At 74.2% G+C, this 16117-nt stretch carries 13 protein-coding genes; 2 read left to right on the forward strand and 11 right to left on the reverse strand.

The window, feature by feature from the left end; genetic code table 11:
- Positions 1-14: 14 nt before the first annotated feature.
- From ACGFSH_RS22200 to ACGFSH_RS22235, 8 genes are all read right to left on the reverse strand, one after another.
- Positions 15-833: a TrmH family RNA methyltransferase gene (locus ACGFSH_RS22200; RefSeq protein WP_393351161.1), complete on the reverse strand. Its 819-nt coding sequence runs from the start codon at positions 831-833 to the stop codon at positions 15-17.
- Positions 834-896: 63 nt separating this feature from the next.
- A complete protein-coding gene (cobA, locus tag ACGFSH_RS22205) occupies positions 897-2129 on the reverse strand; it encodes a uroporphyrinogen-III C-methyltransferase (protein WP_393351163.1) in 1233 nt (410 codons plus the stop codon).
- A 147-nt stretch (positions 2130-2276) separates the two neighbouring features.
- A complete protein-coding gene (cobT, locus tag ACGFSH_RS22210; protein WP_393351165.1) occupies positions 2277-6590 on the reverse strand; it encodes a nicotinate-nucleotide--dimethylbenzimidazole phosphoribosyltransferase in 4314 nt (1437 codons plus the stop codon).
- Positions 6591-6956: 366 nt separating this feature from the next.
- Complete coding sequence (cbiE, locus tag ACGFSH_RS22215; protein ID WP_393351167.1) at positions 6957-8174, reverse strand: precorrin-6y C5,15-methyltransferase (decarboxylating) subunit CbiE; 1218 nt, start codon at positions 8172-8174, stop codon at positions 6957-6959.
- Between the two features lie 85 nt (positions 8175-8259).
- Complete coding sequence (locus ACGFSH_RS22220; RefSeq protein ID WP_393351170.1) at positions 8260-8898, reverse strand: GNAT family N-acetyltransferase; 639 nt, start codon at positions 8896-8898, stop codon at positions 8260-8262.
- 153 nt (positions 8899-9051) lie between these two features.
- Positions 9052-9888 carry a MetQ/NlpA family ABC transporter substrate-binding protein gene (locus ACGFSH_RS22225; protein WP_393351173.1) on the reverse strand — a complete coding sequence of 279 codons (837 nt, stop codon included), beginning with the start codon at positions 9886-9888 and terminating at the stop codon, positions 9052-9054.
- Positions 9889-10003: 115 nt separating this feature from the next.
- Entirely contained in the window at positions 10004-10750 is a 747-nt protein-coding gene (locus ACGFSH_RS22230) for a methionine ABC transporter permease (RefSeq protein ID WP_393351176.1), read from the reverse strand.
- The gene (locus ACGFSH_RS22235) at positions 10747-11790 is read right to left on the reverse strand and encodes a methionine ABC transporter ATP-binding protein (protein ID WP_393351179.1); all 1044 of its coding nucleotides are present in this window, start codon (positions 11788-11790) and stop codon (positions 10747-10749) included. The genes ACGFSH_RS22230 and ACGFSH_RS22235 overlap by 4 nt, the downstream gene beginning before the upstream one ends.
- A 721-nt stretch (positions 11791-12511) precedes the next feature.
- Between ACGFSH_RS22235 and ACGFSH_RS22240 the strand changes: the two genes are divergently transcribed.
- Positions 12512-12871: a hypothetical protein gene (locus ACGFSH_RS22240; RefSeq protein ID WP_393351182.1), complete on the forward strand. Its 360-nt coding sequence runs from the start codon at positions 12512-12514 to the stop codon at positions 12869-12871.
- A gap of 1 nt (position 12872) precedes the next feature.
- Positions 12873-13292 carry a hypothetical protein gene (locus ACGFSH_RS22245; RefSeq protein WP_393351185.1) on the forward strand — a complete coding sequence of 140 codons (420 nt, stop codon included), beginning with the start codon at positions 12873-12875 and terminating at the stop codon, positions 13290-13292.
- Positions 13293-13299: 7 nt separating this feature from the next.
- On the opposite strand, the gene ACGFSH_RS22250 is transcribed toward ACGFSH_RS22245, so the two are convergent.
- The 3 genes from ACGFSH_RS22250 to ACGFSH_RS22260 form a co-directional block, all read right to left on the reverse strand.
- Entirely contained in the window at positions 13300-13797 is a 498-nt protein-coding gene (locus ACGFSH_RS22250; protein ID WP_393351188.1) for a GNAT family N-acetyltransferase, read from the reverse strand.
- Between the two features lie 45 nt (positions 13798-13842).
- Positions 13843-14349, reverse strand: coding sequence for an RNA polymerase sigma factor (locus tag ACGFSH_RS22255; RefSeq protein WP_393351192.1), 507 nt, complete (start codon positions 14347-14349; stop codon positions 13843-13845).
- A gap of 67 nt (positions 14350-14416) precedes the next feature.
- Entirely contained in the window at positions 14417-15625 is a 1209-nt protein-coding gene (locus tag ACGFSH_RS22260) for a glycerophosphodiester phosphodiesterase (RefSeq protein ID WP_393351195.1), read from the reverse strand.
- Positions 15626-16117 lie beyond the last annotated feature (492 nt).

The following is a 16117-nucleotide window of genomic DNA, read 5'->3' on the forward strand; positions in this document are numbered from 1 at the left end:
CGCGGCGCGCTGCCCTACTGCTGCGGGCGGCCCGTCGCCACGGCGTAGAAGGCGACCGCGGCCGCCGCGCCCACGTTGAGCGAGTCGACGCCGTGGGACATGGGGATGCGGACCCATTCATCGGCGGCGACGAGCGCCTGGGTGGAGAGGCCGTCGCCCTCCGCGCCGAGCATGAGCGCCACCCTGTCCATCCGGTGCGGCGCCGCCTCGTCGAGACTGCGGGCCTTCTCGTCCGGGGTGAGGGCGAGGAGGGCGAAGCCGGCCTCCCGGACCGAGTCCAGGCTCTTGGGCCAGCTGTCGAGGCGGGCGTACGGCACGGAGAAGACGGCGCCCATCGACACCTTCACGCTGCGGCGGTACAGGGGGTCCGCGCAGTCCGGGGAGAGCAGCACGGCGTCCATGCCGAGGGCGGCGGCCGACCGGAAGATCGCACCGATGTTGGTGTGGTCGTTGACGGACTCCATGACGACGACCCGGCGGGCGCTGTGCAGGAGTTCGGCGGCCGCGGGCAGCGGCTTGCGCTGCATGGAGGCCAGCGCGCCGCGGTGGACGTGGTAGCCGGTGACCCGCTCGGCCAGCTCCGGGCTGACGGCGTAGACCGGCGCCGGCAGCTCGTCGATGACGTCGCGCATGACGTCGACCCACTTGGCGGAGAGCAGCATCGAACGCATCTCGTACCCGGCGTCCTTGGCCCGGCGGATGACCTTCTCGCCCTCGGCGATGAACAGGCCCTCGGCGGGCTCGCGCTTGCGGCGCAGCTCGACGTCGGTCAGGCCGGTGTAGTCGCGCAGGCGCGGGTCGTCGGGGTCGTCAACGGTGATGAGATCGGCCACAGGGTGATACTGCCTTGTCCTGGGTGTGGTGCCAACGGCTCGGAACGGTTGTGTTACCGGCGGTTACTCTGAGGTCGGGGGGCCGACGGCGACGACCGCGCCGATGACGATCACCGCCGGGGGCCTGACCTCCTCGGTGCGGACCGCCTCGGCGACCGTGGCGAGGGTCGCGTCCACGCGCCGCTGGGCGGCCGTCGTGCCCTCCTGGACGAGGGCGACCGGGGTGCCGGGCGGCTTGCCGTGCGCGACGAGCGTCTCGGCGATCTTCCCGATCTTGTCGACGCCCATCAGGACCACCAGGGTGCCGGTGAGCTTCGCGAGGGACGGCCAGTCGACCAGGGAGCGCTCGTCGTCCGGGGCCACGTGCCCGCTGACCACGGTGAACTCATGGGCGACCCCGCGGTGGGTGACCGGGATGCCGGCCGCGCCGGGGACCGAGATCGAGCTGGAGATGCCCGGGACGACCGTACAGGCGATCCCGGCCTCGGCGAGCGCCTGGAGCTCCTCCATGCCGCGGCCGAAGACGTAGGGGTCGCCCCCCTTGAGCCGGACCACCGACTTGCCCTGCCTGGCGTGCTCGATGAGCGCGTCGTTGATGGCCTCCTGGGCCATGTACCTGCCGTAGGGGATCTTGGCCGCGTCGATCACCTCGACGTGCGGCGGGAGTTCGGCGAGGAGGTCGCGCGGGCCGAGCCGGTCGGCGATGACGACGTCCGCCTCGGCGAGCAGCCGGCGGCCGCGGACCGTGATCAGGTCCGGGTCGCCGGGGCCGCCGCCGACGAGGGCGACGCCCGGGGTCCGGGTGCGGTGGTGGGGGGCCACCAGGGTGCCGTCGCGCAGGCCCTCGACGACGGCGTCGCGCACGGCGGCCGTGTGGCGCGGGTCGCGCCCGCGGGCCGTCGTGGTCAGGACGGCGACCGTGACGCCCTCGCTGTGGCCGGTGGCCGGGGTCCAGGCGGTCGCGGCGTCGGCGTCGTCGGAGCGCACGCACCACACGCGGCAGGCCTCCGCCTCGGCCGAGGCCTGCCGGTTGGCGGCCGGGTCGCTGGTGGCGATCAACGCGTACCAGGCGTCGGCGAGGTCTCCCTCGGCGTAGGGGCGCCTGGACCAGCGCAGCTCACCCGCGTCCGCCATCGCCTCGACGGACGGAGTGGCCTCGGGGGAGACCAGGTGCACGTCGGCGCCCGCCGCGATCAGGGCGGGCAGGCGGCGCTGGGCGACCTGGCCGCCGCCGAGGACGACGACCCTGCGGCCGGCGAGACGGAGGCCCACGGGGTAGGCGGGGTGTTCGGCCATGAGGGTGCGGCTCCTCGTACGGGCAGAGAGCAGTGGGCGGGCGCTGCGGCTCTGGAGCGGCCCTGACGTGCGCATTTTAGAGGTGCTTCAGCATGCGGCGGGGCCGGGGGCGGCACAAGCGCGTGCCGCCCGGCCCCGCAGCGGGTCCTACTTCTCGGTCACGCCCGCCGAGTCGAACGTCGCGACCTCGTGCATGGCGCGGGCCGTGCTCTGCACCAGCGGCAGGGCCAGCAGAGCGCCCGTGCCCTCGCCGAGGCGCAGGTCCAGGTCGACCAGCGGGCGCAGGCCCAGCTTGTTGAGGGCCGCCACATGGCCGGGCTCGGCGCTGCGGTGGCCGGCGATGCACGCCGCGAGCACCTCGGGGGCGATCGCCCGGGCGACCAGGGCGGCCGCGCCGGCGCTGACGCCGTCCAGGATCACGGGCGTGCGCAGGGAGGCGCCGCCGAGCAGCAGGCCGACCATGGCCGCGTGCTCGAAGCCGCCGATCGCGGCGAGGACGCCGATCGGATCGGCCGGGTCGGGCTGGTGGAAGTCCAGCGCGCGGCGGACGACCTCGGTCTTGCGGGCGAGGGTCTCGTCGTTGATCCCGGTGCCGCGGCCGGTGACCTCGGCCGGGTCGGCGCCGGTGAAGACCGAGATGAGGGCGGCGGACGCCGTGGTGTTCGCGATGCCCATCTCACCCGTGAGCAACGCCTTGTTGCCGGCCGCCACCAGATCGCGGGCCGTCTCGATGCCGACCTCGATGGCCTGCCGGGCCTCCTCGCGGGTCATCGCGGGGCCGGTGGTCATGTCGGACGTGCCTGCGCGGATCTTGCGGGGCAGCAGACCGGGGGTGCCGGGCAGGTCGGCGGCCACGCCGACGTCCACCACGCAGACCTCCGCGCCGACCTGGGCCGCGAAGGCGTTGCAGACCGCTCCCCCGCCGAGGAAGTTGGCGACCATCTGCGCCGTCACCTCCTGCGGCCACGGGGTGACGCCCTGGGCGTGCACGCCGTGGTCGCCGGCGAAGATCGCGACGGCCGCGGGCTCCGGGATGGGCGGCGGGCACTGCCGGGACAGCCCTGACAGCTGGGCGGAGATGATCTCCAGCATGCCGAGCGCGCCGGCCGGCTTCGTCATCCGCTTCTGCCGCTCCCAGGCCTCGCCGAGCGCCTTGGCGTCGAGCGGGCGGACGCTGGCGACGGTCTCGGCGAGCAGGTCGTGCGGGTCCTCGCCGGGCAGCGCGCGACGGCCGTACGTCTCCTCGTGGACGACCCAGGACAGCGGGCGGCGCTTGGCCCAGCCCGCCTGCATCAGCTCGGGCTCGTCCGGGAACTCGTCGACGTAGCCGACGCACAGGTAGGCGACCACTTCGAGGTGCTCGGGCAGACCCAGCGCGCGGACCATCTCACGCTCGTCGAAGAAGCTGACCCAGCCGACGCCGAGGCCCTCGGCGCGCGCGGCGAGCCAGAGGTTCTCCACGGCGAGGGCGGAGGAGTACGGCGCCATCTGCGGCTGGGTGTGCCGGCCCAGGGTGTGCCGGCCTCCGCGCGTGGGATCGGCGGTGACCACGATGTTCACCGGCGTGTCGAGGATGGCCTCGATCTTCAGTTCCTTGAACTGCTTGGCCCGGCCCTTGGGCAGGGACTTCGCGTAGGCGTCCCGCTGGCGGGTCGCCAGCTCGTGCATAGCCCGCCGGGTGTCGGCCGAGCGGATGACGACGAAGTCCCAGGGCTGCGAGTGCCCCACGGAGGGCGCGGTGTGCGCGGCCTCCAGGACGCGCAGCAGCACCTCGTGCGGGATCGGGTCGCTGCGGAAGCCGTTGCGGATGTCCCGGCGTTCGCGCATCACCTTCAGGACGGCCGCGCGCTCGGCGTCGTCGTAGGCGGGCGCTGCCGGGCCGGCGGACTCTCGCGCTTCTTCCACGGGGACGGCCGGGCTCTCTTCCTGGTCGGCGGCCCTGGTCTGCAGGTCCTCCGGGCTCTGTGCGACGTCGGGGTCGGCGTCGGTCTCGGTCTCGGTCTCGGTCTCGGTCTCGGTCGCAGGCTGCGCGTCGACGGCGGCCGCCGGGGCCTCGGCGACGACGGGGCCGGCCTCGCGCGGGGCGGGGACCTGAGCGGCGGGGACGGCGGAGAGGACGGCGGCCGTCCCGGCATCCGCCTCGGCCTGCGGTCCGTCCGTCGGCGGCGCGGGCGCAGGCTGCTGCGACTCGGGGGTCGCGACGGCGTGCGGCGGTGCCGGGGCGAGGTGCTCGGCGGGGTGCTCCGGGGCTCCGGCGGGCGCGGTCGGGGCCGACGGCAGCTCCGGCCCGGGGTGGACCGGCTCGGGCTCCTGCTGCGCCACGGGGGCGGCCGCGTCCGGGAGTTCGGCGTCGGTCTCCTCGGCGGGCTGCGCGGCAACGGCCGCGGCGGGCTCGACGGGCGACGCCTCGGCCGCGAAGGGAACGGCGGGCTCGGCGACAGCGGGGACGGCGGGCTCGGGGGCCGCTTCATCGGAGGGGCCGACGGGCTCGGACGCCGGCAGTGTCTCAACCGCCCCGGCGGCCTCGGCCGTCTCTTCCCTCTCCGGCGTCTCGGCCGTCTCGGCCGACTCCGTGGTCTCGGCCGAGGGCTGGACGGGTGGGGTCGCGGACTCCGGCGCGGGGGACGCGTCCGGGACGGCGACGGCCGGAGCTTCGGGGTCCGCCTCCGGGGTGGGCGAGGCGCTGTCCGCCGCGTGGACGGGCTGGGCGGCGACCGCGGCCCCGTCCGACGCTTCGGGCGCCTCCGCCGGCGGCGCCGGTTCCTCGGCCTGCTCGGCGGTCTGCTCGGCAACCTGTTCGGCGGGTGCGGCGACGGGCTCCGCCTGCGCCCCGGCGTCCGGCTCGACGACCGTCGCCGTGGGGGCGGGGAGCGCGGGCTCCGGGGCGGTGCCGGACGCGGGGGTCTCGAAGGTCAGGACGGCGGGCGTCTCCTCCGCGGACGCCTCCTGCTCCGGCGCTTCGGGAATCACGGCCTGAGGTTCCTCCGCGGCCGGTGCGGCCTCGGGGGCGAGTACGGGCTCGGGGGCGAGTACGGGCTCGGGGGCGGCCGCCACGGGGGGCACCGGTTCCGAGGAAGCGCCGGTCACGCTGCCGGGCGCGGGGACGGCAGCGGCCGCGGGCGCGTCGGTCTCGGGCGCCTGGGGCGCCTCGGAGGCCTGCGGCTCGTGCGGAACCTGCGGTTCCTGCGTCGAGGCGTCGTCGGACGCCGTGACGGGCTCCTGCGGCTGCGGCTGCGGCTGCTCGGCTGCTTCCGGCTCCTGCGGCGCGGGCGCTTCTTCGGGCGCGTCGGCGTCGGCGGGGCTCGCCGCCGCCTCACCGGCGTCCGCGACGGCGGTGTCGGCCGCGGCGGTTGCCGCCTCGGCCGGGTCGGCCACGACGGTCGGCACCGGGGCGGGGTCGGCGGTCTCCGACACCGCTGCGTCGGCCGTCTCCACCGGCTCGGCGGCGGCCTGCCCGCCGGGCTCGGCGGACGGCTCGGGCTGGGCGGGCGGCTCGGGCTGGGCGGCTGCTTCCGGGGCAACCGGCTCCGGAGCGGCGGGAGGCTGTTCGGCGGGCGCGGCCTCGGCGTCCGGCGTCGTCTCCGGCGTGGCCGTCGTCTCCGCCGGCTGCTCGACGGCGGTCACCGGAGCGTCCTCGGCGGACGGCTCGTCGAGGGGCTGCTGCTGGGCCTCCGCCATCATCGCGGCGCCGAGCAGTTCGCCGGTGTCGACGATTCCGTACCCCTGGGCGACGCGGGGTTCCCGCGCGGCCTCGATCTCGTCGGCCTCCGGCGGGGCGGTCGCGGCGATCGCCTCGGTCGCCACGCGGGCGACCACGGCCTGGGCCGCGCCCGCGGGCTCGGCCTGCCGGCTCCGGGCGACCGCGGCGGGGGCGGCGCTCTCCCCGGCAGTTCCCCCGGGAACGGCGGAAACGGCCGGGGCGGGGACCTGGGCGGCGTCCTGGACCGTGGCCTGCGCCGCGGGCTGGGCGGCGCCCCAGGGGGACGCGCCCTGCGGGGGCATGTCCCGCAGGTGCGGCACGTCGAGGTACTCGGGGCCGGGGACCGCCGCGCCGGGCTGCCGCACCGGCGGGCCCGCGGGGCCGCGGTCGGCGAGCGAGCGGACCGGACTGGCGGAGGCGTCGGGGATAGGGGGGCCGAGGTGAAGGGGGCGGCGCGGGGTGGCCTGCGGGGCCGACGGGCCGGGCAGGCGGACGCCGGTGAGGTCGACCGAGCCGCTGTCGCGGCCTGCCGTCTCGTGCGGCCCCGGCTCGTGGACCGCCTCGACCACCGGTTCCGGCGCGGGCGGCGCCACCTCGTTGCCCCACGCGCTCTGGGCACCCGGCAGCAGCAACAGGTCTTCGTCCTCGGCGGGGGTCTCGGAGAGGTAGGTGTACGCACCGTGCGCGGGGACGCCCGGCTGCTCCACCATGCCTGCGCTCTCCGGCAGCCCCTCGCCCGGGACCTGGCCGGTGTCGGTCATGCGTACCCCTCGCCCATCGGTTAGTGCTTCTGCGGCCGGCTCACCCGGAGCGGCGCACCGACCGCCCCGTAGTGAAGAACGAGCGTCCGTGCCCAGCGGCACGAACGACCCGCCCGAAATAGCGACAAAGCCATTCAGTGGCATTGTCCCGGCCGTCGTCGCCTCGCGACAGCTTGATCGGCGAGGCTCCGCTGTGGACTGCGCCACGTTGCGCGCCCTCCGGTTCTGCCGTACCACACGCAGCCCAAAAGGGATGTGTTTTCCGGACATTGGCCGACGAAGCGTCGGGCGACCGGAAGCGGTACGACGATCGGCCAGCCTACCGCGCGCGGTACGACAACAGGATCACGGGGAGGGCCGACCCGGTCACGGCCGGCGGTCGGCGAGAACCCCGGTGAGCAGGAACGCGACGCTCCGCTCCGTCTCCGTCCAGGCCCGCGTGTCGAGTTCGACGGACTGGACGAGGGCGCACTCGACGCCGTACCCGTGCTCCGAGAGGTCGCGGCCCACGCGTTCGGCCGCGTCGCGGGTCGCCGCGTGGGTGACGATGCGCTGCGGACGGCGGTCGACGACCGCGGAGACCACCGGCGCTCCTCCGCCGCCGACGCGGACGACGTCCGGTTCGGGCAGGTTCTCCAGGACGTGCGGGGCGCCGCCGTGCACGATCTGGAGCTGGACCCCGTGGCGGCGTGCGGCCGCGTCGGTGCGGGCGCAGGCCTCCAGGTCCCGGTCGACGGCGATGACGGCGGCGCCCGCGCGGGCGGCCTCGGTCGCGAAGGCTCCGCTGCCGCAGCCGACGTCCCAGACGAGGTCGCCCACGCGCGGGCCCAGCCGGGCGAGTTGGGCGGCGCGCAGCAGCGGCGTCTCCCCTTCGCCGAGCCCGCCGCCGTACGCCTCGCCGGGCAGTGCCCAGCCGCGCGGGCCGGCGCCGGGGTCGCGGCCCGCGATCCAGCCGCTCTCCCCGGCGACGACCGGGCCGGTGGGGCCGCCGATGACGATGACGACGTTGGGGTCGCGCCACACGTGGTCGGCCGCCTTGTCGGAGGTGACGACGCTGACCTGTTCGCGGTCGGTGCCGAGTTCCTCGCAGACCACGAAGGTGCGGTGCACGCCCTCCAGCAGCAGGCCCAGCTCGGCGGGTCCGGCGCCCGGGGAGGTGAGGACGGCGACCTTGGTGTGGGCCCGGCACACGTTGACCGCGCGGCGCAGGGTGCGCCGGTGGGCGACGACCACCTGGGCGTCGTCCCACGGCATTCCGGCCCGGGCGAAGGCGGCGGCCACGGCGGAGACGGCGGGGACGACCTCGACCTCCAGGCCGAACTCGGGGGCGCGCAGGGCGCGAACGACGCCGAAGAAGCCCGGGTCACCGTCGGCGACGACGACCGCGGTGCCGCGGTGGCCGGCGATGCGGCGGGCGGCGAGGGCGACGCTGCCGAGCCGGACGCGTTCCGCGGTGGGCGGCACCTCGGGCAGCGCCAGATGGTGGGCGGCCCCGGCCACCAGGGTGGCCGCGCCGAGAGCGGAGCGGGCCGCGGCGCTCAGCGGCGAGCCGTCCCAGCCGATCACCGTGACGCGGTCGGCCATGATCGTCAGTCTCCCCCGGGTTCACGCAGGCAGCGGGCTTCGTGAGGGTACCTGGTCGGGGCGTGCGGGAAGGGGCGCGGCCCGGTCAGTTCCAGTCGTTGTACGAGGTGAAACCGCCGCTCTCCGCGAAGTGCTCGCCGCCGGTGTCCAGGTCCTCGGGGAGGAGGCTCCACACGATGTAGTCGGTGCGCACCTCGTTCCACCCGCCGTCCTCGCCGCGCACGCGCGCTATGCAGGCGCCGCGCAGCACGCCCTCGCTGATGCATCCGATCTTCTGGGCGACCTGCTGGGAGGCGGTGTTGTCGGCGGCCGTGCGCAGCTCGATGCGCTCGAACTTCTGGTCGGTCAGCAGCCACCTGGCGGTGGCCATGGCCGCTTCGGAGGCGTAGCCCTCGCCGCGCGCCCAGGGGGCGACGATGTACGACAGCTCGGTGGAGCGGACGTGCCAGTTGGTCTTGGCGAGCTGGACGACGCCGACCAGGCGCTGGGTGAGGAACTCGGTGACGGCGAGGTCGAGGCCGCGGCCCGCGGCGTGTTCGGCGGGGGCGTACTCGGTGATCCAGCGGCGGGCTGCCGCCTCGTCGAAGGGCTGCGGGACGGAGGTCCAGGCCGCGACCTGTTCGTCGTTCATCATGTCGGCCAGGGCGGGCACGTCGTCCTCGTCGAGCGGACGCAGGCCCAACCGCTCCGTGCTGATGGAGATGGTGGGGAAGGTGCTCGTCATGCGCCGCTCCGTAACCTTCGGGACCTCGTGGACCTGCCGACCCGTCAGGGCCCGCTGAACTGCCCAGCATGCAGCATGCGGCACCGAACCACACCACGGGGTCCGCGCCGTCCACGGGCGCGGACCCCGGGTGCGGGAGGTCGTCGGCCGAGGTCAGAAGGCGGCGACGACGGCGCCGTCGTACTTGTCGGCGATGAACTTCCTGACCTCGGGCGAGGTGAGCAGCTTGGCGAGCTTCACCACGCGCGGGTCGTTCTCGTCGCCCTTCTTCACGGCGAGGAAGTTGGCGTACGGGTTGTCCTTGGCGGACTCCGCGGCCAGGGCGTCCTTGGCCGGGCTGAGCTTGGCCTCCAGCGCGTAGTTGCCGTTGATGACGGCCGCGTCGACGTCGCCGAGGGAGCGGGGCAGCTGGGCGGCCTCCAGCTCCTTGAACTTCAGGTTCCGGGGGTTGGACGCGACGTCCTTGGGGGTCGCGTCGTAGCCGGCGCCGGACTTGAGCCGGAGCAGGCCGTTGGCCTCCAGCAGCTTGAGCGCGCGGGCCTCGTTGGTGGTGTCGTTCGGCAGGGCGACGGTGGCGCCCGCCTTGAGGTCCGCAAGCTTCTTGGCGCTCTTCGCGTACAGGCCGAGCGGCTCCAGGTGCACCGCGGCGCCGGGCACGGCGACGATGTCGGTGCCGTTCTTCTTGTTGAAGTCGTCCAGGTAAGGCTGGTGCTGGAAGTAGTTGGCGTCGACCTCGCCCTGCTGGACGGCGGTGTTGGGCGTCACGTAGTCCGTGAACTCCTTGACCTCCAGCTTGAGGCCGGCCTTCGCCGCGAGGTGGTCCTTGACGTAGGTGAGGATCTCGCCCTGCGGGGTGGGGGTGGCGGCGACGGTGAGCGTGGCGTTCGCGTCGGCGCTGCCGGAGTCCTTGTCCGAGCCGCAGGCGCTGAGTCCGAGGGTGAGGGCTCCGGCGGCGAGGACGGCGGTGGTGATCTTGACGGTGTTACGCACGAAAAGTGCCTTTCCTGATGGGTGGTGCGCCCCGCGTCGGGTGGTGCGGGGAGTTCTGGGGAGCGGCCCGGCGGGGAGAGGCGGGCCGAGGTGGGGTGGCCGTGGGGGCGCCGGGTCAGACGGCCTTGCCGACGTCGGGGGCCGCGGGCTCCTTCGCCCGGAGCAGGCGCAGCTTCGGCGCGGGGCCGGAGCGGCCGCCGCGGCGGTGCAGGGAGCGGGCCGCGTAGTCCCCGGCGAACTGGATGAGCGCGATGACGACGGCCAGGATGGCGACCGTGATCCACATCAGCTCGGTCTCGAAGCGCTGGTAGCCGTAGCGGATGGCGATGTCACCGAGGCCGCCGGCGCCGACCGTGCCGGCCATCGCGGAGTAGCCGATGAGGGCGACGATCGTGGTGGTCGTGCCGGCGATGAGGGAGGGCAGGGACTCGGGGACGAGGACCTTGCGCACGATGGTCCAGGTGTTGCCGCCCATCGCCTGCACGGCCTCGACGAGTCCGCCGTCCACTTCCCGGACGGCTGTCTCGACCAGGCGCGCGAAGAACGGGATGGCGCCGATGGCGAGCGGCACGATCGCGGCCTCGCGGCCGATGGTCGTCCCGGTGACCGTGCGGGTGAAGTTCATCAGCGCGACCATGAGGATGATGAAGGGCATCGAGCGGGCGATGTTCACGACCTGCCCGATCACCTTGTTGGCGACGGTGTTCTGCAACAGGCCGCCGCGGTCGGTCAGCACGAGCAGGACGCCGAGCGGCAGACCGCCGACGACCGCGACGAGGGTGGACCAGCCGACCATGTAGAGGGTGTCCCAACAGGCCTGTGACAGCAGGGGCTGTATCTCGGACCACTGGGTTGCGCTCACTTGGCGGCCTCCTTCAGCAGCGCGGGCCCGGAGGCGGCCCGGTCCACGACGTCGATCTGCAGGCCCCGTTCGCGCAGGAAGCCGATGGGCACGACGTTGTCCTCGTAGCGGCCGGGCAGTTCGATGCGCATGCGGCCGATCTGGAGGCCGCCGACGGTGTCGATGGCGGCGCCGAGGATCGAGATGTCGATGTTGTAGGTGCGCGACAGCTGGGACACGACGGGCTGGGTTGCGGCCTCGCCGTGGAAGGTGACGTCGACGACGGTGCGGTCGTCGCCGGTGGCCTCGCCGCCGACGGGGAAGAGGGCGGCGGCCAGTTCGGAGCCGGGGGTGGCGAGCAGCTCACTGACCGTGCCGGACTCGACGACGCGGCCGCTGTCCATGAGCGCGGCGGAGTCGCAGACCGACTTCACCACGTCCATCTCGTGGGTGATGAGCAGGACCGTCAGGCCGAGCTGCCGGTTGAGGTCGCGCAGCAGCTGGAGGATGGAGCGGGTGGTCTCCGGGTCCAGGGCGCTGGTGGCCTCGTCGGACAGCAGCACCTTCGGGTCGCCGGCCAGGGCGCGGGCGATGCCGACGCGCTGCTTCTGGCCGCCGGAGAGCTGGGCCGGGTAGGACTGCGCCTTGTCGGCCAGGCCGACCAGATCGAGCAGGTCCAGCGCCTTGCGGGAACGTTCCTTCCCGGAGATGCCGAGGATCTCCAGGGGCAGCTCGACGTTGTCCCGCACGGTCCGCGAGGACAGCAGGTTGAAGTGCTGGAAGACCATGCCGATCCGGCTGCGCGCCTGCCGCAGCTCCTTGCCGGCCCGCGGACCGCGTCCGGCGAGCGCGGTGAGGTCCTGTCCGGCGACGGTGACCGTGCCGGAGGTCGGGCGCTCCAGGAGGTTGATGCAGCGGATGAGCGAGGACTTGCCGGCGCCGGACTGGCCGATGACGCCGTACACCTCGCCTTCGCGTACGTGCAGGTCGACGCCGTCGAGGGCGGTGACCGCACGACCGCGCGAGCGGTAGACCTTGCTCAGGCCCGTGGTGGTGATCACGTGGGGGTTTCCGTCACTGTCGAGTGCGCGGGCACGGGGGTGCCCGGGCGCACGGGTGCAGGCTGTCTGGGCGCGGCACGGCTCTCGCTCCGGCGGAGGATCCGGGGGGAACGCGTGCGCGGGGCGCGGCTGCGGTCTCGTACGGCTGGGATGCGGCGTACGGACCTGCCACGGCTGCTCGCTTCGGGGCGCGAGCGTGAAGGTGGTGCGGGGGCCCTCTAGAAGGCGCGCATTCGACACAGACAACGAGCACCGGGCGTCATGGTCGCCTCGGTCGCGCGGATGCGGCTGCTCGTCGTGGTCATGAGCATCAGTAAAGCAGACGTACGGTCCTGACCGGGACCGTGGTGTCCGGATGCTGGACAACCGTGGACACCGCTTCGGCGCACGTCAGCCGAGGGCGGGGCGCCCTGCGGCCCCGCCGTTTGACCGGCGGCGACAGGGCGGGCGGGGGCTACACCCCCGGGGTCGCGGGGAGCGGCGCAGGCGCGCGGCCCGAGGCCCGCTGTGGCCAACGCCACGCTGGCCGGACCGGCGGCCCGCCCGCCGCGGGACGGAAGCGGCGTCGGGCGTCGGGCCGGGGGCGGACCGTCCCCGGAGCGCGTGCGCCGGGGGCGGGGCTCGCCGTGCGGGGCGTCCGGCGCGGCACGGCTTCCCGGCGCGTGTCCGGGGGCGCGGGGCCGACGGCGGGAGGCGGAATACGGCGTAATAAGGTCGCTGCATGTTTGATGCCCTGACGCTGGCGACCGGCGTCGCCGCGTTGCTCCTCGCCGCCTGGTGCGGCTGGGCCGCCTACCGCGACCAGCCGACGAAGGACTGGCACTTCATCGGGATGGCCGTGGTCTCGCTCCTGGCGGTGGTCCAGCTGGTGATCGGGATCGTGCAGCTGGCGCGGGGCGAGAAGCCGGAGCAGGGCACGACGATCTTCATGGCGTACCTGCTGGGGGCGTTCGCGTGCGTGCCCGCTGCCGGTCTCATGTCGCTGGGGGAGCGCACCCGCTGGGGTTCGGTGACGGTCGCCGCGGCCGGTGTGGTGCTCGCCGTGCTCGAGGTGCGGCTCTTCGACATCTGGGGAGGCTGAGATGACGGCGACGCGGGAGAAGCCGGCCCGGCTGATCGGCGGCCCCGGGCTGCTGCTGGTGTGGTTCTACGGCGTGATGGTGGTCGGGGCGGTGTCGCGGTCGGCTTACCAGATCGCGACCGAGTTCGACCGGGCCCCGCTGTCGTACGTGCTGTCGGCCGTCGCCGGCGTGGTGTACGGGTTCATCACGTACACCCTGGTGCGGGGCGGGGAGACGGCCCGCAGGGCGGCGCAGGTCTGCTGCGCCGCCGAACTCGCGGGCGTGCTGATCGTGGGCACCTGGACGCTGGCCGAGCCGTCGGCGTTCCCCGACTCGACCGTGTGGTCGCAGTACGGGATGGAGTACGTGTTCATCCCGGTCCTGCTGCCGCTGTCGGCTCTGTACTGGCTGCGGCGCTCCCGCAACGCCGAGGCGCGATAGCCGCGCGCTACGCGGTGGCCGCGTACTCCCCCGCCTGCTTCTCCAGGACGATCATGGGCACGCCGTCCGCGCCCTGGGAGGTGCCGACGGTCTCGTAGCCGACGCGGCGGTACAGACGGAGGTTGCCCTCGCTGCGGTGGCCGGTGAAGAGACGGAACTTCTTGGCCCCGCGCTCCTCGGCGAGGGCCGACTCGGCGGCGCGCAGCAGTCTGGCGCCGATGCCGTGCCCCTGCAGACGCGGGTGGACGCAGAGCTTTCCGATGGCGGCGGCGCCGTCCTCGGTGAGGTTGCCGCGTACGCAGCCGACCACCTCGTCGCCCAGCCGGGCCACGAAGACGCAGTCGGTGGCGAGTTCCTCGCGCACGGACGCGAGGGTCTGGACGAGGGGGGCGATGCGGTAGTTGCCGTACAGCGCGGCTTCGCTCTGGAAGCACAGGTACTGCAGCCTGAAGATCTGCTCGGTGTCCTGCTCGCCCGCCACCGAGATGGTCACGCTCATGCCCATGTGCGCACGCCTCCCGCTCACCTGATCGCCTGTGGTCCCCCACTCCTATCCCCGCGCTTCGCGGGCCGCAACCTCCGGCGGAAGCAAACGCCGCAGACATCCCAGACATCGGGAACGTTCCGGTCCGAGACTGCCCTGTGAGATACCCAACTTCCCCGCGATCTCGCGGTAGGTGAGGTCGTCCGGCGACAGCAGGGCCTGGAGCAGACGGGAGCAGCGGCCGGGCAGGCGGTGCACGGCCTCCCGCAGTGCGCGGTGCCGGGCGGCGGTCAGGGCGAGCTGCTCGGGACCGCGTTCGGCGTCCTCGGCCGGGTCGGCGGCGTAGGGCTGTTCACGGCGGACGGTGCGGCGCGTGCGACGGGCCTCGGCGCGCACGGCACGGCGCAGCCAGTTCTGCGGGTCGCGCGGCGGGCCGTCGGTGGCGAGGTGCTCCAGGAGGCGCAGCCACACCGCCTGTTCGAGGTCGGCGGGTTCGGCGCCGGCGGCGTGGGCCTCGGCTGAGGCCTCCGCGTTGAGCAGCGGGCGCAGGGCGGTGAGCAGGTCGTGCGTCATATGCGCCACGATGCGACCGCCCGGGCCGGCGGTTGCCCGGGCGGTCGACTGTCACTCCAACGAGGAATCAGCCGTTGACGAAGTCGGCGCGGGCGAGCACTCCGGTGTCCGGGTTGTCCGTGAAGACGCCGTCGATGCCGGTGGCGAAGTAGGTGCGGAAGGCACCGAAGGGGTCGCCGTATCCGTCCGCGTCCGTGCCCTTGCGGAAGTCGGCGGGCAGGAAGGGGTTCTCGTTGCGCATCGTGTAGGGGTGCAGGACCAGGCCGACCGCGTGGGCGTCCTTCACCAGGGTGGTCGGCTCGGTGAGGTTGCCGGCCGCGTCCTTCGGGATGACCAGGTCGAGGGTGGGGCCGATGCCCTGGGCGTAGCCCGCGATCTCGCGCAGGCCGGCCCGGGTGATCAGGTCGGCGACGGTGCGCGGGTCGCCGGTCTCGACGAAGTCCCAGGGGCGGGAGTCCGCGGTGGACAGGAGCACGGCGAGGGGGTTGTCCACCAGCTTGTCGAGGCGCTGGATGCTGGTGGGCTCGAAGGACTGGAGGACGACCGGCGAGTTCCTCCTGTCCTTGCCGTGCTTGTGCAGCAGCTTGGCGACCCGCTCCTCCAGGCCCAGGCCGAGCTTGCGGAAGTAGGTGGGGTGCTTGGTCTCGGGGTAGATCCACACCTGCTTGCCGCGCTTGCGGGTCTGCTCGTCCTGCCACTTCAGGACTTCCTCGAAGGTGGGGATCTCCCAGCGCCCGTTGTAGAGCGTGTTGTGCGGGCGGTTCGCCGGGATGCGCTCGACGGCCCGCAAAGTCTTCAGCTCGGCGAGGGTGAAGTCCTCGGTGAACCAGCCGGTGGTGGGGACGCCGTCGAGCACCTTCGTCGTCCTGCGGGCGGCGAACTCGGGGTGGCCGGCGACGTCCGTCGTGCCGCCGATCTCCGGCTCGTGGCGGCAGACGAGGTGGCCGTCCCTGGTCGGGACCAGGTCGCCGGCCTCGACGATGTCCGCGCCCAGGTCGAGCGCCAGTTCGTAGGAGCCGAAGGTGTGCTCGGGGCGGTAGCCGCTGGCGCCGCGGTGGCCGATGATCGTCGGCACGGGCAGGCTCCGCAGCCCGCCGCCGCGGCCGGACCCGGACCGCGACGGGGCGGCTTCGGCGGCTCCGGCGGCGCCCGACAGGCCGAGGACGCCTCCGGCGGCGCCGAGCACGGCCGCGCCGAGAAGCGCCCGCCGTCCGGTGCCGCTCCCGCCCGCCTGCCGGTTCGATCCCTGCGTGCCCTGCGTGCCCTGCGTGCCCATGAGGCCTCCTGCCGTCGGCTCGTCCGTGCGGGCCGATCGTAGGGGCGTGAACATGACCACCGGGAGACCGCGCCCCCAACACGCGGGTGACGGCGCATGGCGTGTGCCGTACATCGGGGCGGGGTGTCCCCTACGGCAGAAGTACGACGGAGGTACGACGAACGTACGACGGAGGCGCGGCGGGGCGTACCGCGATGTGACGGATCGTCGGCTCCGCCCGGCCGGACGGATTCGCCGCGGCACGCCGGGGAACGCGGTCCGGTGACGGCGACGGCGGCCATCTCGGCGGCCGACGGCGGCAGCGGCGCGGGGGCGACGGTCGCGGGACCGGCGGCCGGCCGACCACGACGGTCGGTCCGTCCCGGGCGGACGAGGCGCGCGGACGGCCCCGGCCCCCCGGTTCTCCCGGCGGCCGCCCGGCGGTTTCGTGGCGGTTGCGTGGCGGTCTCGCGCACGTTCCGGGCGGGTGACGGACGGGCGGCGGCTCGGCCG

Origin of the sequence: Streptomyces sp. NPDC048481 (genome assembly GCF_043200075.1) — a bacterium.
In the GTDB taxonomy this organism is placed as follows: domain Bacteria; phylum Actinomycetota; class Actinomycetes; order Streptomycetales; family Streptomycetaceae; genus Streptomyces.